At 66.0% G+C, this 26,873-nt stretch carries 20 protein-coding genes; 10 read left to right on the forward strand and 10 right to left on the reverse strand.

The window, feature by feature from the left end:
* Positions 1-92 precede the first annotated feature (92 nt).
* The 3 genes from LVJ94_40300 to LVJ94_40310 form a co-directional block, all read right to left on the reverse strand.
* Entirely contained in the window at positions 93-422 is a 330-nt protein-coding gene (locus LVJ94_40300) for a rhodanese-like domain-containing protein (protein ID WXB03137.1), read from the reverse strand.
* A gap of 339 nt (positions 423-761) precedes the next feature.
* A complete protein-coding gene (locus tag LVJ94_40305) occupies positions 762-2,021 on the reverse strand; it encodes a cysteine desulfurase (protein WXB10791.1) in 1,260 nt (419 codons plus the stop codon).
* 940 nt (positions 2,022-2,961) lie between these two features.
* On the reverse strand, positions 2,962-3,879 hold the full coding sequence (locus LVJ94_40310; GenBank protein ID WXB03138.1) for a hypothetical protein: 918 nt from the start codon (positions 3,877-3,879) through the stop codon (positions 2,962-2,964).
* Positions 3,880-4,679: 800 nt separating this feature from the next.
* Here LVJ94_40310 and LVJ94_40315 point away from each other — a divergent pair.
* The 3 genes from LVJ94_40315 to LVJ94_40325 all read left to right on the forward strand — a co-directional run bounded on the left by LVJ94_40315 (position 4,680) and on the right by LVJ94_40325 (position 8,918).
* Complete coding sequence (locus LVJ94_40315) at positions 4,680-6,092, forward strand: cyclic nucleotide-binding domain-containing protein (protein WXB03139.1); 1,413 nt, start codon at positions 4,680-4,682, stop codon at positions 6,090-6,092.
* Positions 6,093-6,154: 62 nt separating this feature from the next.
* Positions 6,155-7,588 carry a cyclic nucleotide-binding domain-containing protein gene (locus LVJ94_40320; protein ID WXB03140.1) on the forward strand — a complete coding sequence of 478 codons (1,434 nt, stop codon included), beginning with the start codon at positions 6,155-6,157 and terminating at the stop codon, positions 7,586-7,588.
* A 7-nt stretch (positions 7,589-7,595) separates the two neighbouring features.
* Complete coding sequence (locus LVJ94_40325; protein ID WXB03141.1) at positions 7,596-8,918, forward strand: hydroxymethylglutaryl-CoA reductase, degradative; 1,323 nt, start codon at positions 7,596-7,598, stop codon at positions 8,916-8,918.
* On the opposite strand, the gene LVJ94_40330 is transcribed toward LVJ94_40325, so the two are convergent.
* The 3 genes from LVJ94_40330 to LVJ94_40340 all read right to left on the reverse strand — a co-directional run bounded on the left by LVJ94_40330 (position 8,889) and on the right by LVJ94_40340 (position 13,589).
* Complete coding sequence (locus tag LVJ94_40330) at positions 8,889-10,349, reverse strand: M64 family metallo-endopeptidase (protein WXB03142.1); 1,461 nt, start codon at positions 10,347-10,349, stop codon at positions 8,889-8,891. The genes LVJ94_40325 and LVJ94_40330 overlap by 30 nt on opposite strands.
* Before the next feature lie 117 nt (positions 10,350-10,466).
* Positions 10,467-11,369 (reverse strand): DUF58 domain-containing protein, encoded by a 903-nt coding sequence (locus tag LVJ94_40335; GenBank protein WXB03143.1) that lies wholly within the window; start codon positions 11,367-11,369, stop codon positions 10,467-10,469.
* A gap of 6 nt (positions 11,370-11,375) precedes the next feature.
* Entirely contained in the window at positions 11,376-13,589 is a 2,214-nt protein-coding gene (locus LVJ94_40340; protein ID WXB03144.1) for a tetratricopeptide repeat protein, read from the reverse strand.
* Between the two features lie 61 nt (positions 13,590-13,650).
* On the opposite strand from LVJ94_40340, the gene LVJ94_40345 reads away from it, so the two are divergent.
* The gene (locus LVJ94_40345; GenBank protein ID WXB03145.1) at positions 13,651-15,036 is read left to right on the forward strand and encodes a sigma-54 dependent transcriptional regulator; all 1,386 of its coding nucleotides are present in this window, start codon (positions 13,651-13,653) and stop codon (positions 15,034-15,036) included.
* A gap of 36 nt (positions 15,037-15,072) precedes the next feature.
* A complete protein-coding gene (locus LVJ94_40350; GenBank protein ID WXB03146.1) occupies positions 15,073-15,714 on the forward strand; it encodes a hypothetical protein in 642 nt (213 codons plus the stop codon).
* Positions 15,715-15,733: 19 nt separating this feature from the next.
* Here LVJ94_40350 and LVJ94_40355 read toward each other — a convergent pair whose 3' ends face one another.
* Entirely contained in the window at positions 15,734-17,362 is a 1,629-nt protein-coding gene (locus LVJ94_40355; GenBank protein WXB03147.1) for a PrsW family intramembrane metalloprotease, read from the reverse strand.
* Positions 17,363-17,630: 268 nt separating this feature from the next.
* On the opposite strand from LVJ94_40355, the gene LVJ94_40360 reads away from it, so the two are divergent.
* Positions 17,631-17,999: a DUF2384 domain-containing protein gene (locus LVJ94_40360; protein WXB03148.1), complete on the forward strand. Its 369-nt coding sequence runs from the start codon at positions 17,631-17,633 to the stop codon at positions 17,997-17,999.
* Between the two features lie 12 nt (positions 18,000-18,011).
* Positions 18,012-18,836: an RES family NAD+ phosphorylase gene (locus LVJ94_40365; GenBank protein ID WXB03149.1), complete on the forward strand. Its 825-nt coding sequence runs from the start codon at positions 18,012-18,014 to the stop codon at positions 18,834-18,836.
* Positions 18,837-18,989: 153 nt separating this feature from the next.
* Here the strand turns inward: LVJ94_40365 and LVJ94_40370 are convergent, their stop codons facing one another.
* Complete coding sequence (locus LVJ94_40370; protein ID WXB03150.1) at positions 18,990-20,267, reverse strand: hypothetical protein; 1,278 nt, start codon at positions 20,265-20,267, stop codon at positions 18,990-18,992.
* Between the two features lie 751 nt (positions 20,268-21,018).
* Here LVJ94_40370 and LVJ94_40375 point away from each other — a divergent pair.
* The 3 genes from LVJ94_40375 (at position 21,019) to LVJ94_40385 (ending at position 24,503) form a co-directional block, all read left to right on the forward strand.
* Complete coding sequence (locus LVJ94_40375) at positions 21,019-22,338, forward strand: Stp1/IreP family PP2C-type Ser/Thr phosphatase (protein ID WXB03151.1); 1,320 nt, start codon at positions 21,019-21,021, stop codon at positions 22,336-22,338.
* A gap of 102 nt (positions 22,339-22,440) precedes the next feature.
* On the forward strand, positions 22,441-23,901 hold the full coding sequence (locus LVJ94_40380) for a hypothetical protein (protein WXB03152.1): 1,461 nt from the start codon (positions 22,441-22,443) through the stop codon (positions 23,899-23,901).
* Positions 23,901-24,503: a DUF3943 domain-containing protein gene (locus tag LVJ94_40385; GenBank protein ID WXB03153.1), complete on the forward strand. Its 603-nt coding sequence runs from the start codon at positions 23,901-23,903 to the stop codon at positions 24,501-24,503. Before LVJ94_40380 ends, LVJ94_40385 begins: the two co-directional genes overlap by 1 nt.
* Here LVJ94_40385 and LVJ94_40390 read toward each other — a convergent pair.
* Positions 24,500-25,336: an alpha/beta hydrolase gene (locus tag LVJ94_40390; protein WXB03154.1), complete on the reverse strand. Its 837-nt coding sequence runs from the start codon at positions 25,334-25,336 to the stop codon at positions 24,500-24,502. The two genes, LVJ94_40385 and LVJ94_40390, sit on opposite strands and share 4 nt — an antisense overlap.
* Positions 25,337-25,459: 123 nt before the next feature.
* On the reverse strand, positions 25,460-26,791 hold the full coding sequence (locus tag LVJ94_40395; GenBank protein WXB03155.1) for a Glu/Leu/Phe/Val dehydrogenase: 1,332 nt from the start codon (positions 26,789-26,791) through the stop codon (positions 25,460-25,462).
* Between the last annotated feature and the right edge of the window lie 82 nt (positions 26,792-26,873).

The raw sequence follows: 26,873 nt of genomic DNA on the forward strand, positions 1-26,873 counted from the left end.
TTCCTACGCCGCATGCATCACCGCGCGTCGCACAAGCCGTCGACCTTTCGGTGACGTTTTCGCGTCCGCGACGCTCCGATGTCGCTCGTATACTAGACGGCGACGCTGAGATCGTGAACCAGCGGCTTGCCGGCCTTTACCCAGCCGCGGGTGCCGCCGCTCAAGTTGTAGACCTTGGTGAAGCCGCTCGAGGCGGCGAGGCGGGCCGCCGTTTCGCTGCGCACACCGGCCGCGCACACGAAGAGAACGCCGTCGCGCGGGAGCGCCGCTTTCGGATTCGCGCGGAACTGCGCAAGGGGAACGAGGCGCGCGCCTGCAAGATGCCCCGTAGACCACTCGTTCGGCTCACGGACGTCGATCACCTCGACTTCTCCGCGGGAGATGAGATCGTGAGCCTGCTGCGGACTAACCGAACGAACCATGCGTCTACTATAACGAACATCTCCGACGGTTCAAGGCCGGCCGCCCACATCTTTTTTCCCCAGGAATGACGCACAGATGGTCGCGTTACGCTTTAGGCGCCACCCGGGCCGAACTGTCCGCGAAAAAGGCCGGCCCGTCACCATAACGGACCGCGTCATTCGCCTTCGAAAAGCCAAGATTCAACCGCCAAGGCGCCAAGGACGCCAAGATTTAGGGGGTGCTCTTACATCCCTACTCTTGGCGTTCTTGGCGCCTTGGCGGTTCGAACGCTTGTGGCATAGGGGCTTCAGGAAGATAGAGAGCTGTCTTTTCCTGTAGCCCCTGAAGCCCGTAGCCTTTCACAGCCCGCGGACGGGCCTCCCGGCTTGGATCCGGTGCAAAGCTTCCGCGAGCGCGTCGATGTCCTCGGACGTGTTGTACGGGGCAAGCGATGCGCGAACGGTCGCCTCGAGGCCGAATCGGCGCAGGATGGGCTGCGCGCAGTGGTGGCCCGATCGGACGGCGATGCCCTCTTGATCGAGCACGCCACCCATCTCTTCCGTGCGCTGACCGTCGAGGATGAACGAGATGACCCCCGCCTTCTCGCGTGCGGTGCCGATGATGCGCAGCCCCGGCACGCGCGAAAGCTTCTCCTCCGCGTAGGTGAGCAGCTCGTGCTCGTAGCGTTGGACGTTCGCCAGCCCGAGCCCGCTGAGGTAGTCGAGGGCGGCGCCCAGGCCCACGGCGTCCGCGATGTTGCCGGTGCCCGCTTCGAAGCGGCTCGGCGGCGGTCCGTAGGTGGTTTTCTCGAAGGTGACGTCGGCAATCATATTGCCGCCGCCCTGCCACGGGGGCATGTCCTCGAGGATCTCCGTCGTGCCGTAGACGACGCCGATGCCCGTCGGCCCGAAGACCTTGTGGCCCGAGAAGGAGTAGAAGTCCGCCCCGAGAAGCTGGACGTCGACCGGCATGTGCGAGACCGCTTGCGCACCGTCCACGTGCACCGTGGCGCCGTAGCGATGCGCGATCTCCACCATCTCGCGCGCAGGCGTGATGCTGCCCAGCGCGTTGGACACCTGCGTGAAGGACACGAGGCGCGTCTTGGGGCCGAGCAGCTTTTCGTACTCTTCGAGGATGATCTCCCCGCGATCGTTGACGGGCGCCACGCGCAAGCGGCAGCCCTTCTCCGAGCAGAGTTGCTGCCAGGGCACGATGTTGGCGTGGTGCTCGAGCCAGGTGATGACGATTTCGTCGCCGGCCACGATGTTGCGCCAGCCCCAGCTCTGCGCCACCAGGTTGATGCCCTCGGTGGCGCCGCGAACGAAGATGATGTTCTTCGACGACGGCGCATTCATGAAGCGCCGCACCTTGTCGCGCGCCGCCTCGTAGGCATCCGTTGCGCGTGCGGCCAGAGCATGCGCCGCCCGATGGATGTTCGAATTTTCGTGCTCGTAGTAGTACGAAAGTCGGTCGATGACCGCCTGCGGCTTCTGCGTGGTGGCGGCGTTGTCGAGCCACACCAGCCGCCGTCCGTGCACGCGCTCCTCGAGGATCGGGAAGTCGCGCTTCACGGCGTTGGCATCGAAGACGCCCGGAGCCGTCGCCCGCGTGCCGCCCAAATCGGGCACCAACTGGGGCTCGAACTCGTAGCCCGACCAGGTTGCAGTCGGCTCCACCGCGGTGGCAGGTGGTGCTGCGATTTCGGCCGCCATCGGATCGCCCGAGAGAAGACCCGAGTTGGGCGTCGTCGGCGTCGTGGGGATGTCGGTGGGGACCTGAAACGGCAGCCCCCCGAAATCCGGCACCGGCGGTGCGCCCGAGGACGAGACCGACGACGGAAGGCCGGCCAGCGAGAGGAAATACGGCGTGGCCGATCCCGTGGGCGCATTCGTGACGTCCATGCCCAGCCCCGTGGGAGGAGCATCCGGCACGACGACGAACTCACCGACGTTCACGGGCACTTGGAACGACGAGCCCGAGGCACCGCCACCTGGAAGCGGAGGCGTCGGTGCGGTCGCCGGCGACGCGGGCGGCGAGCCCGGAATACCTGCGGTCTGCAGGTAGTACGGCGCAGGGTTCGAGCCACCGTACGCGTCGTTCGTTGTCGTCGCGCGCGCAACCTCGATGGGCGACGGCGAGTGCCCATACTCGGCCAGGAGCGTCGGCAGCGCGCGAAGGTCGCGATCCGTCGGCGGCGGCGAGGCCGCGAGCGGAGGCCGATGCACGGCGCCGGGCACGGGAGGGAGCGGCGCCGAAGCCGGCGAAATTCCGCCGCCTCCGACGTTCAACGCGTGCGGGCTCACCCGCGGCGGCACCAGCGGAGCGGTCGCCGACAACGGGGCGGCCGCCGAGAGAACGGGAGCCGCTTCCGGCACGGCAACGTCCGGCGACGGCGCGCCGGCCACACCTGTCAGAGCGGTCGCATCCGCCCCGGGAAGGGGCGCGCCCATCGGGCCTTGCGAAAAATAGCTATTCGCAAGGCGCTCCAGCTCCTTGGCCATCGCGCCGACGAGATCGTCGGCGCCGGCGTCGAGTGCCACCTCGGGTTCGTACGGGCTCTTACTTGTACTCATGGTAGCGGTCGACCTCGACGTTCTCGAGTACGCCGAGCGCGTCTTCGGTGAGAACCGCCGCCGAGCAGTAGAGAGAGACGAGGTACGAGGCCGCGCCCCGTTGATTGATGCCGGTCAGACGCACCGACAAGCTCGGGCTCACCTCGCCGGGGAGCCCCGGTTGGAAGAGACCGACCACGCCGCGCTTCTTCTCGCCCGTGCGAAGCAGCAAGATGTTCGTCTTGTTGCCATCGATGCCCAGCTTGTCCGTCGGTACGAGCGGGATGCCGCGCCACGTGAGGAACGGCGAGCCGAACATGCTGACCGTCGGCGGCGGGACGCCCCGCTTCGTGCATTCGCGCCCGAAGGCCGCGATGGCGCGCGGATGCGCGAGGAAGAACGCGGGCTCCTTCCACACCTTGGCAATGAGCTCGTCGAGGTCGTCCGGCGTGGGGGCACCGGCGCGCGTGCTCACACGCATCTGGGGCGCCGCGCTGGTGAGTAGACCGTAATTCGGATTATTAATGAGCTCGCCCTCTTGGCGCTCCTTCACCATCTCGATGAGGACGCCGAGCTGCTCGCGCACTTGATCCATCGGGCTGCGATACAGGTCGGAGATGCGCGTCTGCACTTCGATCGTCGTCGTGACGGTGCTCAGCGTGTACTCGCGAGGCTGCTCCTCGTAGTCCACCGAAGCGTTCGGAAGGTCGTCGGCGTCGCTCGGGCTGCACTCGATGCCGATGCCCTGCTCCCCGCCCTCCTTCACCTTGTTGACACGGTAGGTGCCCGCTTCGACGGGGGTCCAGGGAAGGAGGCTGACCAACCAGCGGGGCGTGACCCCGACCCACTGGGGCGGCGTCTTCGTAGTGTTTGCAAGCTGGCGCGCTGCTTGGGCGCCAAGAGTCGCAGGAGGCGTATCGGCCATGGGTATGCTCCAGGAATCTCCAGAAGGGTAAATTGCGCGTAGCGCTCCGCGACTCTATGGGCAGCGCACCCGGTCCGGCAATCGTGCCGCGCACCCGCGAAGCGAGTGCGGCGAAAATTCGTGTCTTTTCCTCCGGTGAAGCGGACGCGCGACCAATGGAGCGGATCATGTGCACCGCCAGCGTGCGCGCCATCCTACACCCGGCGGACGGCCACGCGAGCGGTAGGGCGAAAAGGACCACCCGCAACCCGTCTTCTTCTTCCCGCAGGCGAATATGGAACATGCAAGCGTCAATTGCAAAATCCCATTATTGACCCGAAGTAATTATTTCGTATTCCCAACAACGCGATGGGCGAGTCACATCGAACCCACCCGGCGATGCACGGTTGCACTTCGGCGGTGCGGGACATGCCAATGAAACATCGCTAGTCCATATTCTCGAATTTCACCTCGAAATGAGTCGCGCGCGTGACCTAAGCCGTAGTCGTAACTTGGTTGTCAAAAAGAATGTGATCCGCGCCGTCGTTTTCCAGTAGCCAATACGAATCATGCAGATAGAGTGGCTCGCGTTCGCCGTCGCGATCGCGATGGCCGCGGGGGGTGTCGAGTGACTCGTCAGCAGCCATTTGGCCAGTTCTTACGTGCGCGCGTGCGCCGCCCGCCGCGCCGCACGGGTGCCGTGCGGCAGGCATAGCGACCCCGCAACGCTGCAACGTTCCCCGGACAGGGAAAGCGCGAAACGATTCTGCGGCCGAACGGGGTGGGCGCCTCGGCGGCACGCATCGGAAAGGTGAGCCACGATGAACATCGTCACGAAATCGACTAATGGGTCCAACGGCGGAACGCCGCAAACGAGCTTGGGAACGGCCGCCGCACGGAAGCTTGCGACGACGACCAAATCCGTACCGCAGATGCAAGGCATCACCTCGCGGTGGCTGCTGAAAATGTTGCCTTGGGTACAGACCAGCGGCGGCGTTTACCGTGTGAACCGGCGTCTGACGTATGCCGTGGGCGACGGGCGCGTCACCTTCATGAGCACCGGCGCCAAGGTGCAGGTCATTCCCCGCGAGCTCACCGAGCTGCCGCTCCTGCGTGGCTTCGACGACGAAGAGGTCCTCAACACGCTGGCCGCCCGCTTCGTGCAGCAAGAATTCAAGGCGGGCGACGTCATCGTGCAATCCGGCACGCCGGCCGAGCACGTTTTCCTCATCGCGCACGGCAAAGCCAACAAGATCGGCGCCACGAAGTATGGCGCCGAAGCGACCATCGACGTGCTGGCCGACGGCGACTACTTCGGCGATCGCGCCGTCGTCGAGTCGAACGACAAGTGGACATACACGGTCAAAGCGGCCACCCCCTGCACCGTGCTGGCGATGCCCCAGCGCGTCTTCGAGGACATGATCGCGCAGTCCGAGAAGCTTCGCGCCCACGTGGAGCAGTTCAGGCACCTTCTCACGCTTCCGCAGGACAAGCACGCGCAGGCCTGCATCGAGCTGGCCGCCGGCCACGTGGGGGAACCCGTGCTTCCCGCCACCTTCGTCGACTACGAAGTGACACCGCGCGAATACGAATTGAGCGTGGCCCAAACCGTGCTTCGGGTGCACACCCGCGTGGCCGATCTGTTCAACGAGCCGATGGACCAGATCGAGCAGCAGCTTCGCCTGACCATCGAGGCCCTGCGCGAGGAGCAGGAGCGGGAGCTCATCAACAACCGCGAAATCGGGCTTCTGCACAATGCGGACTTCTCGCAGCGCATCCATACCCGCAGCGGGCCGCCCACGCCGGACGACTTCGACGATCTGCTTTCGTTGGTCTGGAAGGATCCCACGTGTTTCTTGGCCCACCCGCAGAGCATCGCGGCGTTCGGGCAGGAGTGCAGCCGTCGGGGAATCTACCCGCAAAGCATCGATCTGGGCGGCCACATGGTGCCGGCTTGGCGCGGTGTGCCGGTGCTTCCGTGCAGCAAGATCCCGGTCACGGAGTCGCGCACGAGCTCCGTCATCCTGATGCGCGCAGGTGAAAAGAACCAAGGGGTCATCGGGCTTCACCAAACGGGTATTCCGGACGAATACCAACCAAGCTTGTCGGTTCGCTTCATGGGGATCGACGAAAAGGCCGTTATTTCTTACCTCGTCAGCGCGTATTTCTCGGCGGCCGTCTTGGTTCCGGACGCGCTGGCCGTTTTGGAAAATGTCGAAATCGGCCGGACGTAATTGACCATTTCGCAATTCGAAAAACCGATTGAATCGATGATACCGCTCACGCGAGGTGCGAAATGAGTGCTCACTCCCCGTACGATCTGAATGGCAACGGCCTCAATGGAAATGGCCACAACGGCGGCCCGCAGTCCCTCACCAGCTTGGGCACGGCCGCGGCCCGCAAGCTTGCAACGACGACCAAATCCGTCCCGCAAATGCAGGGCATCACCTCGCGGTGGCTGCTCCGCATGCTGCCGTGGGTGCAGACGTCTGCGGGCGTCTACCGCGTCAACCGTCGACTGAGCTATGCGGTCGGCGATGGCCGGGTCACCTTCGTGAGCACCGGCGCCAAGGTCGAGGTCATTCCGGGGGAGCTGTGCGAGCTACCGCTGCTCCGGGGCATCCAGGACGACGGCGTGCTGCGTCGGCTGGCGTCCAAGTTCGTCCAGAAAGAGTACAAGGCGGGTGAGACCATCGTGAAGGCCGGAAAATCGGCCGATCACGTGTATCTCATCGCCCACGGTAAGGCGAACAAGTTGAAGCCGGGCAAATACGGCGACGAGCAGACCCTGGCCACGTTGGCCGACGGTGACCACTTCGGAGACGACGCGCTGGTCGAGTCCCGCGACCAATGGCCATTCACGGTCACCGCGGTGACGGCGTGCACGGTGCTCTCGCTTTCGCAAAAGGTGTTCGAGGACGCGGTCAAGGACTCGGACACGCTGCGCCAGCACGTGGAGAAGTTCAAATTGCGCCTGCAGGCGCCGCAGGACAAACACGGGCAGGCGGCCATCGAGCTCGCGGCGGGCCACGTGGGCGAGCCCATCTTGCCGGAAACGTTCGTCGACTACGAGGTGACCCCGCGCGAGTACGAGCTGTCGGTGGCCCAAACCGTTCTTCGCGTTCACTCGCGTGTGGCGGATCTGTTCAACGATCCGATGGATCAGATCGAGCAGCAGCTACGGCTCACCGTCGAAGCGCTGCGCGAGCGGCAGGAAGACGAGATGATCAACAATCGCGAGTTCGGCTTGCTTCACAACGCCGATTTTGCGCAGCGGATCAACACGCGCAGCGGCCCGCCCACCCCGGAGGACATGGACGATCTGCTCTCGCGACGCCGCAAGACGCAGTTTTTCCTGGCGCACCCGAGGACCATCGCTGCCTTCGGGCGCGAGTGCACCAAGAAGGGCGTGTACCCGCAGCAGATCGAGTTCAACGGCAGCCACGTCTGGGCATGGCGCGGGGTGCCGGTCCTCCCGTGCAACAAGATCCCCGTCTCCGAGACGGGCACCAGCTCCATCTTGGCGATGCGCACCGGGCAGGAAGATCAGGGCGTCATCGGCCTGCACCAGACCGGGATCCCGGACGAGTACCAGCCGAGCCTCAACGTGCGCTTCATGGGACTCGACGACAAGGGCGTCATTTCGTACCTGGTCAGCAATTACTTCTCGGTGGCGGTGCTCATCCCGGACGCGCTCGGCATTCTGGAAAATGTAGAACTCGGGCACTGAGCCGGCCATGGCCAAGACATCGCGGTTGCCCGGCTTTCACAAAGTCAGCATCCAGGAGCGCCGTACGCTCGTCGCCGACGTGACCGGAACCGAGATGGCCGCTCTCGAGAGTTCCCTCGAGAGCGGCGGGCTCGAGGCAGAGGTGGCCGACAAGTTCGTCGAGAACGTGCTCGGCACCTACGCCCTCCCCTTCGGCGTGGCCCTCAACGTGCGCGTCAACGGCAAGGACTACGTCGTGCCGATGGTCGTCGAGGAGCCGAGCGTCGTGGCCGCAGCCTCCAACGCGGCCAGGATGATCCGCGCGGGTGGCGGCTTCCTGGCGGAGGTCGATCCTCCGCTCATGGTGAGCCAGGTGCAGCTGACGAACGTGCGCGATCCGCGCGGCGCCGAGGAGCGCATCCTCGCACGGCGTGAGGAGCTCCTCGCCCTCGCCGATCGGGCCGTTCCCGGCCTGGTCGTGCGGGGCGGCGGCGCCCGCGATCTCGAAGTGCGAAGCATCGGCACGCCGGAAGACGAGATGCTCGTGGTGCACATCGTCGTGGACTGCCAAGACGCGATGGGCGCAAACCTCGTCAACGGCGTGGCCGAGGCCGTGGGCGAGCGCTTGGCCGAGCTTGCGCACGGCCAAGTGGGGCTGCGCATCCTGTCGAACCTTTGCGACAAGCGCAAAGTGCGCCTTCGTTGCTCCGTCGCGGCGGACGATCTCGCCACGGAGGGCATGCCCGGGTCGCGCGTGATCGACGGCATCGTCAACGCATCGCGCTTCGCCGAGCTCGATCCGTACCGGGCGGCAACGCACAACAAAGGGATCATGAACGGCATCGACGCCGTGGTGATCGCCACCGGCAACGACTGGCGCGCCGTGGAAGCCGGCGCGCACGCATACGCCGCGCGGAGCGGCCGCTATGCGCCACTGGCCACGTGGCGGCGCCATGGAGAACGGCTCGTGGGCTCGCTGGAGATGCCCATGGCGCTCGGTACGGTGGGCGGCACCTTGCGCGTGCATCGAGCGGCGCGCCTGGCGCTGCTCCTTCTCGGCGTGCCCAGCGCGGGCGAGCTCGCGTCGGTGTGCGCCGCCGTGGGCCTCGCGTCGAACCTCGCCGCCGTGCGCGCACTGGCCACGGACGGCATCCAGCGCGGTCACATGGCGCTGCACGCGCGCTCGGTGGCCATCGCGGCGGGCGCAAAAGGCAGCACCGTCGAGCGCATCGCCGCGATGATCGTGGAGGCGCGCGACATCACCCTCGAGGGCGCCAAGAGGGCCATCGAAGTGCTGCGCGGCACCGACGTCGCACGTACATCAGAACAGAGCACGGGTGGGGCAGACTAGGCTCCCGCCCGGGTTGTAGAGCCCCCCGCCGTCGCCGCCGTTCACGAGGCCACCGCCCGAGTCGGAGCCTCCCGCGTCGGACGCACCGGCATCGCCACCGCTGCTGCGCGGACCGAAGACGTTGCGCAGCTGGCGCGCGCACACGGGGCAGAAGCCGGTGCTCAGCTCTTTCATGAGGCAGGTGTGCGCGGGCCGGTAGACACCCGTGGTGCAGTACGCCGCCCCTTCGAACGCACCGACGCCCGCCGTGCCTTGGGGCGTGGGCAGCGGATTCGAGGGCGTGACCATGTCCTTCCACGGCAATGCATCGAGCCGCGCCGACGTGTTGGGCGACTCCACCCGGCTGCGATCGCAGGTGCCGTCCGTGTACTCGTCGGCAAGAGAGAGGAGCCCGTGCCCCATCTCGTGCAAGATGACGCGGTTGCCCTGCGCATTGTTCGTCACCGTCACGTAGGTGATGCCGAGAAACTGCGACTTCACACCGCCGTACTCGGGCGTATTGACGATGATGAGGATGATGTCCGCCTTGGTGTAGCGCGCCCCGGTGCGGAGCCGGTTGGTCGTCTCGTCGGAGAGCGCGTTGCGCGGGTAGATGATGCGACGCTCGGCGGAGTTGGGATCCCCCGAGCCGAAGGAGACACCGAACGCGGTCGACTTGGCGCGGTTGTCGCCGGGATCGAAGATGCTCCCATCGCGCGAGACGAAGTCCTGCGACCAGAAGACGAAGCCGCTCGCGTAGGTGCCATATTCCGACGAAGTAACGATATCGTTGGCCACCTGCTCGGCGCGCGTGCGAAACGCCCCCATGTCGGTGAACGCCTCGGGGACGATCAAGACGTTGAACGGACACGTCGCGCTGGAATCGCGGAGCTTCCGAACGCCGTCGGGCGGAGCATCGGTCCCCGAGGGCGCCGGTGAAAGGGTCGAACCATCGCTGGCCACGGGCGCGCTGGCGGAGACCTGGGTGACCGCCCCGAGCGACACGCTCGCACCGGTGAGGGGCACGGCAAACGTACCCGCCGTCGAGGGCACGCGGGCCGAGAAGACCATCCACGGCTGCGAGACTTCCGCGCGTGCCGAGGTGCCGCTGGGCGCGAATTCCGACTCGGAGGTGCGCCCGTCGGCGACGGTGCCGCGGACGGTGGTGCCGTCGGCCGCTGTGAAGGTCCAGTCCAGGGTGCCCGGGCCCGGCGTGGGCTGGACGCCCGTGGGCGTCGACTGCGGAACGTACGCGCCGATGACCTTCAGCGCACTTCCATCGAGCTTCACGTCGAGGATTCGTTCCTGTGGAATGGTCACTTGCTGCGGCGCGGAGGAAGACGAATCGGAAGGCGTGGAGCAGCCCACGAAGCAACCAAGCGCGCCAACGAAGGTGGCAATCAAGAAGCCGCCGGCAACACGTGCCGTGCGGCGTTTCGGCGTCTGCGTCATGGAAAGTTCCGTCAGCAAACGACGTACCCCCACATAAACGGCGCAAAACTGTCCCCCGCGGCCACTCCGGCGGAACGAGTCGTTCCGTTCGCGGAAGCGCGACTTCCGCGAGTGCCGTTAGTGCGCCGCTTCGACGATGGATCGAACCACGCGCACGGGATCTTCGCGCGTGAGGGCGCGCACGAAGCGGCCACCGCGTGCGAGCATCGTGCGCTCCCAGCGCTCGCTCAACTCGCGCAGTGCCGTCAGGTATTGCTCGCGTGTCGTTTCGACGTCGGTCTCGACGACGGTGCCGCCTTCGAGGGAGCGCAGGCGCACGGTGCCCTCGAAGGGAAGCGTGGCCTCGTCGGGGTCCAAGGTCTGCACCACCACGAGCACGCGTCCGCGCGCCGCGAGGCCGGCCACGAGATCCATCGAGCCCTCGGGCAAGTCGAGCAGGTCGCTCAAAAAGACGATGACCGACCCGCGCCGCGCCGAGCGCGCGATGCCGCCCAGCGCGCGGTCCAGCATGCGCGCATCGGCCAGCGCATCGCCCGTCGCCTCCAGCGACTCCAACGTCGCGATCAAGCGCTCGAACGACTCACGGCCGCCCGACACAGGCAGGTTCCGCGTTCCATCTTGCCCGCCCACGAGCGTGAGCCCCACCGGATCGCCGTTCTCGATGGCGATGCGCCCCAGCGCCGCCGCCACCAACGCCGACCATGCGAGCTTCGCCCCCTCGGCCTGCGAACCGCGGTAGCCCATCGACGCCGTTCGGTCGACGATGAGCCGCAACGCGCGATCCGTCTCCGTCTCGAATTGGCGCACGAGAAGCCGATCGTGGAGAAGCAGCGAGCGCCGATCGAGCCAACGAAGATCGTCGCCCGGCGTGTAGGCGCGGTGGCCGCCGAACTCCACGCCCGCACCACGACGGGCGCTGCGGTGCCCGCCCGCGTAAACGCCCTCCGCGACCAACCGCGAACGCAGGCGCAGTGGCGCGAGCTTGCCCCAATCGAGCTTGTGCCGAATGCCTTCTGCCATCGGCCCTTACGGCAACGCCACCTCGGGCAGCGGCCCCACGGAAACGCGACCGCTGTTGAGGAGATCGCGGGTGAGCGCCACCTCCATCAGATCGATGCCGCCCGTCTTGAGCACCTGACGAAGCGTCGCCTCCGCGCCGCGCTGGTCGCCCGTGATGCGCCGATCGATGGCGGCGTAGAAGAGCGCCTCGGTCTTTTGTGCCGGTGTCTTCGCGCTGGCAATGAGCTCGTCCGCCTTGATGCGCCCACCGCCGAACGCCGAGAGCCGGCCAATCCAGCGACCGTCGTCCAAAATCGACGAGAACACCTTCTCCGCTGTGCCGTCGGGTTGCACTTTGAGTTGCCGCTCCAAGAGCCGCACCCACAGCGCCAAGTAGACGACGTCCTCCTGCTCCAGATCGGCCTGGATCGCGCGACGCAGTCCATCGCGTGCCTTCGGCAGATCGCTGTGCACGAGCGCGCGCCCCACCATTTGGCCCAAGGTCGCCGACACCTGCTGCTTGTCGCGCGGCGCATTGTCGTAGGCGCGCTCCAGCGCCTTCGTCGCCGGCTGCCCCGCGCCGAACCGGTCGAGCACGCGGGCCAGCACACGCTCCACGCGGGCACGCTCCTCCGGCTCGCCGCGGGTTCGCGCCCGCGCCAGGTCCTTGAGGGCATCCGTGTAGGATGCACGCGCCCCCGCCGAGTTCCCCTGCTCCGCCGCGACGTCGCCGAGCATCAACTGAATCTCGCCCTTCAGCGCAGGATCGCGCGCCACGTCGGGCGCGGAGAGCGACTCCTTCAAGTGCGCCGCGGCCGCTGGAAGCTGGCCATCGAACCGCTCGATGCGAGCCAAGGTCGCCAGCACGCCGCCCGATCGATCCTGCGCCGCCGCCTTGAGCAGCTCGCGCGCCTCCGCCACGCGGCCCTCGCGCAGTTCGAGCTCGCCCATCAGCCCGCGCACCTGACCGGCGCTCGGCTCCGTTCGTCCCTTCGACTGATCGGCCAGCGCCAGCACCGGCGCCGCCGCCTTGAACGCACGACGGGCTGCGGCCACGTCCTCGCCGGACACCTCGAGCTCCATCGCGTGCATCACGATCGAGAGCGCGCCGCCGAGGGTGCGCGCATCGGGGTGCGCCTTCGCCGCCGCGACCAGCACGGCGGGACTCGCCTCCGCCATGCCGTACTCCTGCAGGCCCGCCGCCACGGCGCCCGCCGCCTCCGGAAGCGACGGCTCGAGCCGGTATGCTTCGATGGAGACCGCCCACGAGGCTGCGCGAAACAGCTCGTGGTCCTCGAACATGGCCTCTTCCTCCTGCGAATCACGCGACGACGGCGGACGCAGCGCCCGGAGCACGTCGAGCCATCGCAGGCTATCCGGCCGCTCCCCCACCCGCTCGAGCGCCATGAGCAGGTCGGGCCGCACCAACTCGCGCGCCCCGGCCTTGTCGATCGCCACCAAGGCACCCTGCGCATCGCACGCGAGCAAATGAATCGCCGCCAGGGTGCGCCCGCCGGTTTGCAGCGCGCCGAAGGCCTCGATGCCCTCTTCCCGCGTCGACGGAATGCGCTTGTCGCGCAGCGAGTTGCGAAGCGCAAGCCCCGCCTGCACCCACTGCACCGTGCGGTTCGACGCGTCCTGCAGCGCCGCGTCGCTGGGCTCGAGCAGGCGCTTCGCCGTGGCGATGGTCTGCAGCTCGTGCGCATTGCGGACGGGCCCGTACTTCTGCCGCCCGTCACGGATCCACGCATTGAGCGCGTCGAGGTGCGACTGAATGTCCTTTTTCTCGGCGGCCGACGACAGCGGAGCGAGCAGATCGTACAGCGCTTGCGCGCGCCCCTCGTCGCCCTTCGTGGCGTATTCCTTCGCCCCCAAGGCCAGCGCGTCCTTGCCCTTCTGGCCGAAAAGGCTCGGGGTGAGCTCGCCGGTGCGCACCAGATAGAGACCGCCAGTGAGCGCGGCGACCCCGCGGTTCGGCGTGTGGTTGCGGAAGCGGGCGACCGCCCGGGCCATCTGCGCGGCTTCGACCCCGGCCAGACGCTGGCTGCGCTCCTTCGACCCGGGGGCGCTGCTCAACAGATCGCGCACGGCGCCGGCGAAGGCATCGTCCGAGACCGCCACGTCCGGCGCGGTGGCGCCGTAGGGGGAACGAGCCCCCTCGCCCGAGCCTGCGCAGCCGAGTAGGGAGCCGGACAGCGCGAGCATCAGGGAAGCGGTGCCAACGATGAGCGATCTTCGCATCGCGCCAAGTGTACACGGCCGCGCGAGCCACTCCCAGGTGATTGCGTGTACTCTTCCGTTCATGGCCCGAGGACACCTACTCGTCGTCGACGACGAGCCTTCCATCCTGACAACCTTGCAAAAGGCACTCTCGCTGGAGGGCTACGCGGTCGACGTCGCAGGCGGGGTCAAGGTCGCGGACGAAAAGCTGAAGAAGCGCAGCTACGACCTCTGCCTCTTCGACGTGATGCTGCCCGACGGCGACGGTTTGGAGCTGCTTTCGCGTCTGCGCACGGCCAAGGTCGAGGTCCCGGTCATCATGATGAGTGGGCACGCGACCATCGACACCGCGGTGCGGGCCACCCGCCTCGGGGCGCTGAATTTCCTCGAAAAGCCCATCAACACGGACGCGCTCCTCATTGCCGTCGAAACCGCTTTGCGCCTGGATCGCGCCGAGGCGGAGGCCCGCGCCCTGCGCCTGGCCAGCGGCGCCGGCTCGGACCTGGTGGGCGAGAGCCCGGCGATCAAGAAGCTCATGGAGCAAATCGGCCGCGCTGCCCGCAGCCATGCGAGCGTGCTCGTCACCGGCGAACGAGGCACCGGCAAGGAGCTCGTCGCGAGGGCCATCCATCAGATGTCGCCGCGGGAAAAGGGCCCGCTCGAGAAACTGAACTGCGCCGCCCTCCCGAGTGAGCTCATCGAAAGTGAGCTGTTCGGCCATGAGGTGGGCGCCTTCACCGGTGCCACCAAGCAACGCCGCGGCAAGTTCGAACGGGCCAGCGGCGGCACGCTCTTCCTCGACGAAGTCGGCGACATGCCGCTTCCCATGCAGGCCAAACTGCTGCGCGTCCTGCAGGAGCGCGAAATCGAAAGGGTCGGCGGCAACGAGACCATCAAGGTCGACACCCGCGTCGTCGCCGCCACCAACCGCGATTTGGTCGCCGCCTGCGACAAGGGCGAGTTCCGCGCGGACCTGTACGATCGCCTGAACGTCGTCCCGTTGGCGCTGCCGCCGCTGCGGGCCCGCCGCGAGGACATTCCTCTGCTCGCGCGGCACTTTCTCGAGCTCGCCGCGCGCACGAACGACCGCCGCGACATGCGCATGACCGACGACGCCATGGGCGTGCTCGCGGCGTACAGCTTTCCTGGCAATGTTCGAGAGCTTCGCAATTTGATCGAGCGCCTCGTCATCCTCACCCCGGACAACGTCATCCAAGCCGAAGACGTGCGCACCTGCCTCCCGGGCGGAGGCTCGCCCAAGACCGCGGGCCTCTATCGCCCCGGCACGCCGTTCCGCGTCTTGGTGGAAGAAGCCGAGCGCACCATCTTGTCCGAAGCCATCGCGCACCACGGCGGCCAGATGGCGGCCACCGCGCGCGCACTCGATCTGGAGCGGAGCCACTTGTACAAGAAATCGCGCGCCCTCGGTCTACGCGGCGACAAGGGCGACACCGACGACGAAGGCTGACGCACGGCACGGAGCCTGCTCCTGCGGGCTCCCGACATGAAACTCTGTGGTCCTTTCTTCACGCTCGCCGTCGCTCTTTCGTTGCTCTCGGGCTGCCGCAGCCAAACGATCGACAACCAAGCCAACGTTGCACGCTACGAAGCGAACATGGAGGCGCATCGAGAGATAGCCTACGCGACGTGTGCCGATGGCAACGCGATCGGTGTGAACTGCGGTTTGATCACGAAGCACGTTGGCAACGAAGAATTTCGCTCCAAGTTCCGTGAGAAGCACTGCGCGGAGCCAACGACGGAGGAGAAATGCCAACTGCTCTTCCAACGGCTGGTCGATGCCGAGCTCGCAAAACGCTACTTCGCCGCTGATTCGCAGGCCGTGATCATGACGTGCGACCTGCACCCGGCGGAGTGTGACGATCCGCTGGTCTACGAAAGGTACCTCCTCGACTCGCACAACGCACACGTCCGCGAGAAGCACGCCAAACGGGTGAACGCCATCGAGGAAGAGCGCGAACAGCGGCAAGCCGAACACACCCGCCAAGCCGTGGAAGGTTCGATGGCCGTGATCTCCGCAGCCGGCCAGATCACCAGCGAAATCGACTACCAGAAACACGGCGGCACCAAATGCCATAGCTACCCCAACGTCTTCTCGGGCGCCGTCACCTACTGCAAGTCGCGCTGATACTCCGGTTCTCGACGCGCTACATGGCCCGCAGCTCGCGGACGAAGAAGAAGAGCAGAATGGCGATGCCGAGAAGGCCTTGAAGCATGGTGGCCGCCGCTTGCTGCGGCCCCATCGCCCCGGAGGCATAGACGAAGGTGACGCCGGTCACCACGGAGATGGCCAGCACGAAGGCTTGAAGCAACGAGATACCTTTGTCGGCGCGCCGGCGGGCCGCGTCGACGGCCTCGAGGAACGGCTTCGTCAAAAAGAGGAACACGGCCATCGCGATGAAGGAGCCGCCCATCTCTTCGTGCGAGAGAAAAAAGTCATACGCGCCGTGCAGTCCCACGACGAAGAGCGAGGTGCGGAGAAAATTCGATGCGTGGCGCTCGCCGTCCTCGATGAACTCGAACAGCGCCGTCGCCAGAATGCCGGTCATGGCCATGTGCAGAAAATTGGCCGTGAGAAAGCGCGCGAGGCCGCTGTGCACTGCGCCCTGCGCGATGTAGTCGATGTTCTCCTCGGCGGCGAAGCCAAGGCCCACCATCGCGCCGGCCACCAGCACGTCCAGGCGGTCTCCCCATTTTCGCAAGATAGGCACGAGCGGCAAGAAGAGGAGCAACTTGGAAGCCTCCTCGCGCAGCCCCACGCCAAAGACGAAGAAGAGGATGTCCCTCACCATGTCGCCCGTCTCGATCAGGCGCAGGCGCGACTCCTCCACCGCAATGAGGAACATGGTCGGAATCACGCTGGCCACACCGAGCCCGAAGGCCACGATGTAGAGCGGCAAGCGAAACCACGGGCGCTCCCCCAGCTTTCCCAAGCGCCCGCAAACGAAGGCCCAGGCCAGCGCGGAGACGGCGCTCATCAAAAGCCCCATGCCCTGCCAGCGCTGCTTCCAATTGACCCAGAGCTGCAGCGCCGCGCCCTTCCAATCGCGCTCGTTGACCGCAAACCGGTATTTGGTCAGGGGCCCAGCCGCCTTGAAAACGCGTGCATCCTGCAAGCGATCCCGCACGTGATCCCAGGCGCCGGCGTTCATCCAAAGGTTGAGCGCAATGTCCACGTCGCCGGCGCGCTCCGGAAAGGTCAAACCTTCGCGCTCGAAATAGATGGCCGCCTCCATGGGCGCACCCGATTGCTGCGCTTCGCGCGCGAGCAGGTGGTTGTACCAAGGCACCGGGGGCTCGCCCTTCGCACCCGCGAGCATCTGCTCGCGCACGTGGCGAGGCACGGCATCGGCCTCCACCCCGCGCCAGAAACGCGCCACCAGGGTGATGTCCGGCGGGAGATCGCGCCAGAGCACCTCGTCCAGCGTATCGTCGTTGAGCAGGGCGCCGGCAGCATGCTCGGCAATGGGGTCGTAAGCTTCGCCTTGAAGACGGCGGCGGATGCGATCGGTGATGGCGCGCTCGTGGTTGTCCAGAAACGCGAGCACCAACGGCACACTCGGCCGCTCGTGCAGAAGGCGGACGTAGATCGCCTCCGCCGCCGCGAACTGTTTGCCATTGGCCAGCGCCGCGGCGCGCTCTTCGTCCGTGGTGGCCCGGTGGCTCCAGTACGAAGCGATCGCGAAGCCCACCGCGAGGGTCAGAAGAAACGCGACGAGCCCGGGAACGAGCAGCCGCTCCTGACCCGATCTGGTGACGAAGAGCCTCGTGAACATGCCGTCCCCGTCCAATAGCACCCCGCGCGAGGAGGCCGGGGGCGGCGGCAGCGCTCTATATTAAGGAGAGACTGGCCTTTTGTTCAGTGCATGGACTCGCCGGCGTCCCCCATGCTCTCGTGGGTCCGGCTCGTGGAAATCACTCACCTTTTCGTCGTGTTTCAGCAAACCACGAAGCCAGAGTCAGGTACGAGCATCTAAAATCGGGCATAAATTGGCCGGATTCAGTTTGCACCTGAAAATGGCGTGCGTTAGGTTTTCCTGTGAAATGAACCAAGTCGCACCCAACCCGGAAGAGGGCGTCGTTTTAACCAAGGCCATTCTCCGGGTAGCCGAAGCCCTGGGCCTCTCGCAACGGGAGCTGGCACGTATCCTCGGCGTGAGCGAGGCCACGGTGTCGAGGCTCATGACGAGCACCTTCATAACGCCGAGCAAGAAGGAGGGGGAGTTGGCTCTTCTCCTGGTGCGCATCTTCCGCGGGCTCGATGCCCTCGTCGGTGGGGACGAGCGGAAAGTTCAAGCCTGGTTTCACTCTCCGAATGCCCATCTCGGGGGCATTCCCGCCGAGCGCGTGCTCACCGTCGAGGGCCTGGTCGATGTGGCCACTTATCTCGACGCCATGCGCGGGCACGTGTAGCCTCTCCGCCGAGTGAATTTCCAGACGGATATCGCAGGGCTGTGGAAGGCATGCGAGGGTGAAAAGCACCTTGCGGCACTGGCCTTGGACGCCTATCGCGCTGTCGAATCGCAGCACATTACCTCTACCCGCAAGCTCGTCGACTCGGACGAGGAGCAGCTCCTGTTGGAGGAGCTCATCGACACGGTGAAACCGCCCGTGCCGAACGGGCCCGAGTTTCGCGGCCTGCACTATTTGCTTTTCACCCCCTTCCGTCATCCCCCGCTGCGGTGGGGCTCTCGCTTTGGAACGCGGGCCGAACGGGGCATGTGGTACGGCTCCGGCGACGTCGAAACGTGTTTCGCCGAAGTCGCCTATTACCGTCTTCTCTTTTTGGAGGGGACGACGGCGGACCTGGGCATCGTCACCATCGAGCTGACGACCTTCGTGGCGAACGTGGCCGCCACCCGCGGCATCGACCTGACGAAGCCGCCCTTCCGCGAGCACGAGATGCACATCTCGTCGAAAACGTCGTACGCCGCCGCGCAGCCTTTGGGCCGCGCCATGCGCGCCGCCGGGGTCGAGGCCTTCCTCTTCCGCTCGGCCCGCACCGTCTTGGATCCCGCCGCGCCCCACCCCAACGCGCACCACGGCATCAACGTGGGCCTCTTCGATCCCGTCTTCGCGAGCAAAAAGCCGACGAGCACGAAGTACCAAACCTGGACCTGCACCGCGGGCCGCGACAAGGTCGAAGTCTCCCGCAAGAGCATCGCCCACCCCCTCACGAAGGCAGGCGAGTCCCTGGTATTCCCCCGCCGCGACTTCGAAGTCGACGGCTCGTTCCCCGTCTGCGCTTAGAAGAAGATTCACAGGAAGACGGGAAGACGGGAAGGTTTAAGAGGGCTTCCAATTGGCCAAGTGGGCCAACTGGAAACCCCAAAAAAAGCGTTCCGTGTTGCCGCGCGTCGAAATCCCTTCCCGTCTTCCCGTCTTCCTGTGAATTCTCCTCTCCTAGTTGGCCGCGCCGACCACGCCTCCTCCGAGGGTGCGGCGCACCGGGGAATCCACGTTCGCCGACGGAGGCGCAGCGCATGTCGGGTCCAGGAAATGGCTCAACACCTGCGCGCGAAACGGCAGAAATACTTGGGCCAAGGCCGGGGAGATCACACGCTTTTCGCTGACGTGGGTGAAGAGGTTGCTGCGCGGCCAGGTGGCGCCGGCGCCGAGATCGTCGCCGATGCTCAGTTGGTGGCAGCCGGCGCACGATTGTGTCGTCGCGCGATCGAGAATGTTGTTCGACGTGAGGTCCGAGCGCCCGATGGACTTCAGCTTCGCCGTGATGGCCTGGTGAAGGCCCGTGTTGTTCTCGGCCTGGACGCGGTAGTCGTTCGACGTCCCGCTCTCGATGCTCTCGCCGGCGTTGAAGCCGCTGCTCGTCGACATCGTGATCGTGTTCACGTCTCCCGACGCCAGCGCTTCGACCTGGTCCAGAAACTCCGTCTGGAACCCGCTCGACTGCCCATTGGGGCCGAAAAGTCCGCCGAACGGATTGACCTGCACGAACGTGTTCTTCGCCACCAGCGGACAGGGTGACGTCTCGCCGCAGACGCTGCCGAGCCGGAACTCGCGAAGCTCCCACGGCTGCTGGCTCACCCGATTCATGAACATGTTCGCCCGAATCTGCCCCGTATCGGTCCCGCCAGGACCGTAGTGCGAAGCCTCGATGACCGGCGCGAAGCCGGGGAGCCCCGAGTAGTAGAAATTCGCGAGCTTCGACGCACGCGAATTGGCATCGCCATCCGTCGAGAGATTCGCCCAAAACTCGGCAACGGGCCTGCACCCCCCGATTCCCGCCTCGGGATGGGGATTGGGCAATACCGCCTCGAAGATGAACAGCATGCGGTCCAAAACGTTCTCGATGCCCGAGTTTTTCCCGTACACGATGCGGTATTGCCCGCAATTCGACCCATTTTGCGGCGCGAGGTCGAAACGGTTGACCAAGGCCACGGGCGCAAACCCGTCGTCGCCGGGTTCGAATGGATTGGTCTTCGACAGCACGCCCTCCTGCCGCGGGCATTGAATGGGAAATCCATTAATGGCCGGCTGGCCGCCCACCAATTGATCATCACAATGCGGCCCGGATGTGGTTCCGTGGGCCCTGTCGTTCAGAGTATCGACCATTTGCTGGTACAATCCCAACGAGGTCTGCCCGGTTGGGCCGAGGTTGCTCACGATTCGATTCATCACCGATTGGAACGAGAACTTCTCCAACTCGATCGCATTCGTCACGAACAACGACCGCGCGGGATCAATCGCGACACACGCCGCGGATTCGAGGGACTGCGAACTCGTTCCTCCTGTATTTTCTCCCCCGCGATCCGAACACGCAAAAAAGAACAAAGATGCGGTGGTCAACAGACCCGCATATCGCAAAGAGCGCATGCACACCTCGATTGAACGCCGCGGAAAACGCGACTCCCGAGACGCTCATGTAAAAGAGAAAAGATGACCGTGGCTGAGACCGGCCCCGTCGTGAATCAATACACCATTAACGCCAAAGCCAATTGATTGTGGCGGATTTACGAATCGTTTGCATACGAGCAGCGGCAGCAGGACAATCCCGGCGAGGCCGGCGCCTTACCGCCCCTAGCGCCAGGATCGCCAGAAAAGATGGCGGTCCTGACATTCTGGAGCGCGCATCGCTCCGGTCCCGCCGGTCTTGTCCCGCTGCCGCAGTTCCTGCACGAGGTCATTCAAGGCCTGACGCATTCAATGACCGTTACCCAGGTTGGACACTCCTTTTCTAGTTGCCAGTAGCCGCATCGTTTATTTCGAACTTTGTCGATTGGCGGAAAGCGCGACACTCGCCAGCGGGCGTGGCCGAGTACGGGCACGGGCAAGGGCACGTTGGGGACGGATGGGATGACCTCGCTGAATCCAACCCGGGCAGCCATTTCCAGCACCCACGAGAAGCGCCGTCAGCCCAACCGTGCTGCGTGGTGCGACGGCACCGATCCATGGCATGATGGCGTAAAAAGAGATGATCGACTCGATTCGGTTCTTTGCAGCCACGGACGTGGGGAAGGTCCGCGAGCACAACGAGGACAACTTCCTCGTCGACAAAAAGCTCGCGCTCTTCGTCGTGGCCGATGGCATGGGCGGGCACGCGGCCGGAGAAGTGGCCAGCGCCATTGCCGTGCGCACGTTGCACGAGGAGATCAAGCGGGAAAAAGAGCTGATTGACGACTACGTCAATGGAGCGACGGGGGCCGCCAAGGTCACGCAGAAGGACATCATCGCGCTGCTCGAGCACGCGGTGCAGCGGGCCTGCGCGAAGATCCACGAGGAAGCTCAAGGCGACGCGGACAAGCGCGGGATGGGCACCACCCTCAGCGCGATCATCGTGCTCGGGCACCAAGCCTTCATCGCCCACGTCGGCGACACGCGCATCTACATGATGCGGGGCGATGAAGTGCATCAGGTTACCGAAGACCACACGGTGCACAACGAGCTCATCAAGCGCGGTAAGCTGTCGCGCGAGCAGATCGAGAAGGTCGCCCACAAGAACGCGATCACGCGCGCGGTGGGTGTCTACGAGCGGGTCGAGGTAGACACGCTGGTCATCGAGCTTCTGCCCAGCGACACCTTCGTGCTCGCGAGCGACGGACTCACGGGCTACCTGCAGAGCGTCGAAGAGCTGCTCACGCACCTGCAAAAGGACGGCGACCAGGCGGCGAAATCGCTCGTGGAGCTGGCGAACGAGCGGGGCGGCAAGGACAACATCACGCTCATCATCGTCAAGGTGGGCGAGGAGGGCGAGGGCGACGACGAGCGCGCGCGGCGCCTTGCACTCAAACGCGACGTGCTGGCGCGCATGCCGCTGTTCGCGAAGCTCACCGAGCGCGAGCTGCTTCGGGTCATGCAGGCCGTCGAGGTGCGGGCCTTCCACGAGGGCGACGTGGTCATCCAAGAGGGCGACCGCGGCGACGAGTTGTTCATCGTCCTCGAGGGCAAGGTGCGCGTCTCGCGCGGCGAGGCCACGCTCACGGAGCTGGGCCCCGGCGAACACGTGGGCGAAATGGCCCTGATCCGCAGCGTGCCGCGTTCGGCGACGGTCACCGCCCTGGGCGGCACGGCGGAGCTCATCGCCATCAAACGCATCGACTTTTTCGAAATCCTGCGCAAAGAGCACGAACTCGCGGTCAAGCTGCTGTGGCAATTCCTCGGCGTGTTGGCCGATCGGCTCGACCAAACGAGCAGCGAACTCAAACACGCGCGCGAGGAGCTGACGGCCGAGGACATCACGGCGGACATTTTTCCCATCGCCGAGCAACCAACGTCGCCATTTCCGGTACGTTGACGGGCGGAGCACGGGCCGTTAGCGTCGCATTCCTTCACGAGGCCTGGCGGCCTCGTAGGCCTCATCTACCATCGATTTCTCAGTCTGCGATCGGTTCTCCGAATGCGTGTTCGAACTTGGCTTGCCACTGCGCTCCTCGCGATAGCCCCGCTCATGGCTTCGGCGGAGCGGAGCGCCTTTGCGGCCGATTCGCCTAGCGGTTCGGTGGTCATGTGGCCCACCCTGACGCCCGCGGGGGACCAGCCAGGGTCGGCGCCGCTGCACAAGCCCAGCGACGCGGAGACGGGCATTTTTTCGCGTTCGCAGGAGCTGGACGCCACGTTGCGCGATGCGTCCCAGGACCTCGGCTACACGCTGCACGTGACGGACACGGGGCCGGTCTCCGGGAAAATGCGCGACAGCGACATGATCGATCGCGCGGCACACGAGGGTGCGGCCGGCGCGACGGCGGGGACGTGGGTGGTGAGCCCGCGCCTCGAGGCCGCTGGGGACAACCAGTTCGTGCTGCGCATCGTGGCGGTGGCGCCCAAGTCGCGCGAGCTGCGCGTCCGCGTCGAGATCGTCAAAGGCAGCGACGTGGCGGTGCGCGGCTTGGTCATGCTGCGCGATCTCTTGTCCCCGGCCGCGGCGGCCCAGGCGGCGGCCATCGAGCGCGAGCGCGCGCGGGTGGACGAGTCGGCGCGCGAGCGGCTCATGATGCCACTGCGATCGCAGGGGCGGGCGGTGCTGGCCATCAATGGGGCGCTCTTCGGCGGCTACGTCGCCTTCAGCGTGCAGCGCGCCAGTGGCAACGACGATCCGCGTGTGCTCTATCCCCTGTTGGCGCTGGGCACGGGCATCGGCATCGGCACCGCGCTCCTGGTGAGCGAAGAGTGGGACGTCGGCACGGGCGACGCTTGGTTTCTCGCGGGCGGGGCCTGGTGGGGCGCCGGTGCGGGCCTGCTCATCGCCAATGGGCGCGACACGCAGCCGTTCTCCGATAGGTACTCGTGGGGCGCGGCCGGCGGCGTGATCGGGCTCACCCTGGCCACCGTCGCGCTGACCCGCTCCAAGGCCGACGAAGGCGATGCGGTGCTCACGCACTCCGGTGGCGGTTTGGGGCTGGTGCTGGGCGGCCTCACGGAGATGGCCATTCGCGGTTCGCAGCCGGACGTGACGCCGAACTACGGCGCGGGCATCGGCGCCGCCATCGGCGTGGTAGGCGCGGGGACCCTCGCCTCGTTCGTGCGCGTCTCGCCGTCGCGGGTCATGCTGGTCGATCTCGGCTTGGGCGTGGGCGCACTCGCCGCCGCCGCCTCGGCGAGCCCGCTGCTCTTCGAGACGCCGGTGAGCGAACGCCGTGCGCGGGCCTTTTCGCTCCTCACGGGGGCGGGCACCTTGCTAGGCGGCGGCATCGCGTGGTTTCTCACGCGCAACATGCCGCGCGAGCCCGCGCTTTCGCGGGCCACGACCCGCGCGAACACCGGCATGAGCATGACCCCCACGGGCGGCGTCATCGGTACGTCGGTCACGGCGACCGGCGTCGTTCCTGCGTACGGCGTGGGGATCACGGGTCGCTTCTGATGGGGCTTCTCGCGCTGGGCTTGGCCGCGCAGCTCGTCGCCGTGCCGCCGCAGGCGCCATCACGGCAGAAGGTGGATCTCTCGGCGCGCTGGGAGCCGCCCGTGCTCCACACGACGGCGTTTCTCACGGGCTTGCGCTACATCGAGGCGTACATGTACCCGCACCCTTTCGCGGAAGGGAACTTCGAGCATATCGCCGAGCGCTACCGCGATACGTTCACGCACTGGCCCATCTTCGATTCGGACAAACCGGCCTTCGAGTGGGACGGCGATTCCTGGCGCATCAACGTCATCGGCCACGGCCTCATGGGCAGTGAGCTCTACACGCGCGCGCGCATCTGCCATTTCGGCTGGGCGGGCTCGCTCGCCTTCGCCGTCGGCAGCACCGTCGCCTGGGAGTACGTCTTCGAGGGCAACGGCGTGCGCCCCTCCGTGTGGGACCTCGTCTACACGCCACTCAGCGGTCTGCTTCTCGGCGAGGCGCGCTACTTCATCTACCGCACCGCGCAGTCGCTCAGCTCCCCCACCGCGCGCAACGTGCTCTCCGCCATCGCCGATCCCTTCGGCGAGATGGAGCGCCACTGGCTCGGAAGCCCCTGCTAGACCGACGCCTGCGCCTCGCTCGTGAGGTGCTCGCGCACGAAGGGGACCAGCACGGCGTTGACGGCCTCCGGCTGCTCGATGGGCGAGGCGTGCCCCGCGTCGTCGATGAGCCGCATCGTCGCGCGCGGCAGGCGGTTCACGATGGCCTCCGAGCGCGCCGGCGGCGCCGACGCATCTTCGCGGCCGCACACGACGAGGGTCGGACAGCTGATGGCCCGCACCTTGTCCAAGATGCTCTGCCGCTCCACCGACACCGCCTTCACCGCGCGGCTGACACCGAGGCGCGGAAAGCCGCTGACTCGCGAATAGACGCGCTCGGCGAGCTCGGGGCGCTCGCGCAGCGTCTTCGGCGCGAAGAGCATCGGCGCGATCTGCTTTTCGACGATGCTCGGCGGCAGCCCGATCGTGCGAAACACACTGCTCATCACGCGATCCTTCACGCGGCGCACGCGGGTCTGCGCATCGGCCGTCGTGTCGATCAGGCCCAACCCGACGATGCGCATCGGATTGTCGAGCGCCACGCGCATGGCCACCATGCCGCCCCACGAGACCCCGATGAGCAGCGCCTTGAAGATGCCCAGCGCATCGAGCGCATCGACCAGCGCGCGCGCATGATCGTCGAGCGAAAACGGCGGCGGCACCTCGCTCTTTCCGTGCCCCGGACCATCGATGACCACGACGCGCCCCAACTGCGAGAGCGGGCCTACCTGCTCGTCCCACGCCGATCCATCGAAGAGAAGCGCGTGCAAAAGCACGATCGCCGGATCGTTCGGCCTCTGCGCTTCCCCGCGTTCCTCGTAAAACCAACGGCCCAGTCGCGTGGTGACGTACACGGCGGAATGTTGACCGAGTGGGGAACGAAGATCAACAGGGCTGAAAATGCGCAAAAAATGCCAAGGGCCCCTCGTTTCGGAGGAGCCCTTCGCAAACTGGCACGGGATCGCGCGATCTTTACCTCAGGGGAAGATCTCGCGCTCCTTGTACACGGCCTCGATGCGCGAGAGCGCGATGGCATAGGCGGCGATGCGCAGGCTCACCTTCTTGTTGCGCGCGTAGTCGCTCACTTCGCGGTAGGCACGCTCCATGGCGCGTTCGAGCTTCTCGTCGACCTCTTCCTCCGTCCAGCTCTCCGAGCGCTTGTTCTGCACCCACTCGTAGTAGCTGACGGTGACGCCACCCGAGTTCGCGAGGACGTCGGGGAGGATGGTGATGCCGCGCTCCTCGAGGATCTTCTCGCCGGCCGGGTTGGTCGGGCCGTTGGCGCCTTCCACGATGACCGTGCACTGAAGCTGACGGGCCTCGGCCTCTTTGATCTGATTCTCGAGCGCCGACGGGGCGAAGATGTCCGCCTTGGTGGCGAAGAACTCTTCACGCGAGATGGGCTTGCCGCCCGGGTAGCCCGCGATCGACCCGTGGTGCTGGACGTAGTCCTGCAGCTTGTGGGCGTTGAAGCCCTCCGGGTTGAACAGGTAGCCCGTGTGGTCGCCGACCGCGATGGTCGAAACGCCGAGGCGCGCAAGGATGACCGCCGCGTGCGAGCCGACGTTGCCGAAGCCCTGCACGGTCATCGTCTTGCCTTCGAGCTGGAAGTTGTGCTCCTTCGCCCACTCGATGAGGCAGAAGACCATGCCTTGCGCGGTGGCCTTGGCGCGACCCAGCGTACCGCCGGAGGCGACGGGCTTGCCGGTCACGACACCCTTCACGCTCTGCTTTTGGTAGCTGCCGATCATGTTGGAGTACGTGTCCATCATCCACGCCATCGTCTGGCCGTTGGTGCCGACGTCGGGCGCGGGGATGTCGTAGTCCGGGCCGATGTTCATGCCGAGGGCATGCGTGAACCGGCGCGTGATCTTCTGCAGCTCGTGGGGCGTGACGCTGTGCGGGTCGAACTTGATGCCGCCTTTGCCACCGCCGAACGGGAGGCGCATGAGGGCGCTCTTCCACGTCATCATCGCGGCGAGGGCCTTCACGTCGTCGAGGCTGACGTCGGGATGGAAGCGGATGCCACCCTTGAACGGTCCGAGCAGGTTGTTGTGCTGGACGCGGTAGCCCTTGAAGAGTTTGACCTCACCGTTATCCATCCGAACCGGGAAGTTGACGATGATCTCGTTCTTCGGCTGGCTCAGGATGGTGCGGACGAACAACTCGAGGTTGGCCGCGGCCGCGGCCTCGTCGAGGTAGTCCTGAATCACTCCGAAAAAGTCGTATTCTTTCTTCGTCGTCGTCGACGGGAGCGACGTGCGCGACGGCGGGGGCACGGGAACAGGCTTGTTTTCCGAGTCGGTCATCGGTGGATTTCGACGCATGGCGTCGCCTTCGGTGCGGTTGGGGGGTCGCTTACGCGACGAGCGGCGGTTCAAAATGTGTGGC

The sequence above is a fragment of the Sorangiineae bacterium MSr11367 genome (assembly GCA_037157805.1).
Lineage (GTDB): Bacteria > Myxococcota_A > Polyangia > Polyangiales > Polyangiaceae > Pendulispora > Pendulispora rubella.

What these genes read in the sequence shown, in the direction of transcription:
- LVJ94_40300 (WXB03137.1), bottom strand. Translation starts at nt 422, where the DNA reads ATGGTTCGTTCGGTTAGTCCGCAGCAGGCTCACGATCTCATCTCCCGC.
- LVJ94_40310 (WXB03138.1), bottom strand. Translation starts at nt 3,879, where the DNA reads ATGGCCGATACGCCTCCTGCGACTCTTGGCGCCCAAGCAGCGCGCCAG.
- LVJ94_40315 (WXB03139.1), top strand. Translation starts at nt 4,680, where the DNA reads ATGAACATCGTCACGAAATCGACTAATGGGTCCAACGGCGGAACGCCG.
- LVJ94_40320 (WXB03140.1), top strand. Translation starts at nt 6,155, where the DNA reads ATGAGTGCTCACTCCCCGTACGATCTGAATGGCAACGGCCTCAATGGA.
- LVJ94_40325 (WXB03141.1), top strand. Translation starts at nt 7,596, where the DNA reads ATGGCCAAGACATCGCGGTTGCCCGGCTTTCACAAAGTCAGCATCCAG.
- LVJ94_40330 (WXB03142.1), bottom strand. Translation starts at nt 10,349, where the DNA reads ATGACGCAGACGCCGAAACGCCGCACGGCACGTGTTGCCGGCGGCTTC.
- LVJ94_40335 (WXB03143.1), bottom strand. Translation starts at nt 11,369, where the DNA reads ATGGCAGAAGGCATTCGGCACAAGCTCGATTGGGGCAAGCTCGCGCCA.
- LVJ94_40340 (WXB03144.1), bottom strand. Translation starts at nt 13,589, where the DNA reads ATGCGAAGATCGCTCATCGTTGGCACCGCTTCCCTGATGCTCGCGCTG.
- LVJ94_40345 (WXB03145.1), top strand. Translation starts at nt 13,651, where the DNA reads ATGGCCCGAGGACACCTACTCGTCGTCGACGACGAGCCTTCCATCCTG.
- LVJ94_40350 (WXB03146.1), top strand. Translation starts at nt 15,073, where the DNA reads ATGAAACTCTGTGGTCCTTTCTTCACGCTCGCCGTCGCTCTTTCGTTG.
- LVJ94_40355 (WXB03147.1), bottom strand. Translation starts at nt 17,362, where the DNA reads ATGTTCACGAGGCTCTTCGTCACCAGATCGGGTCAGGAGCGGCTGCTC.
- LVJ94_40360 (WXB03148.1), top strand. Translation starts at nt 17,631, where the DNA reads ATGAACCAAGTCGCACCCAACCCGGAAGAGGGCGTCGTTTTAACCAAG.
- LVJ94_40375 (WXB03151.1), top strand. Translation starts at nt 21,019, where the DNA reads ATGATCGACTCGATTCGGTTCTTTGCAGCCACGGACGTGGGGAAGGTC.
- LVJ94_40380 (WXB03152.1), top strand. Translation starts at nt 22,441, where the DNA reads ATGCGTGTTCGAACTTGGCTTGCCACTGCGCTCCTCGCGATAGCCCCG.
- LVJ94_40385 (WXB03153.1), top strand. Translation starts at nt 23,901, where the DNA reads ATGGGGCTTCTCGCGCTGGGCTTGGCCGCGCAGCTCGTCGCCGTGCCG.
- LVJ94_40395 (WXB03155.1), bottom strand. Translation starts at nt 26,791, where the DNA reads ATGACCGACTCGGAAAACAAGCCTGTTCCCGTGCCCCCGCCGTCGCGC.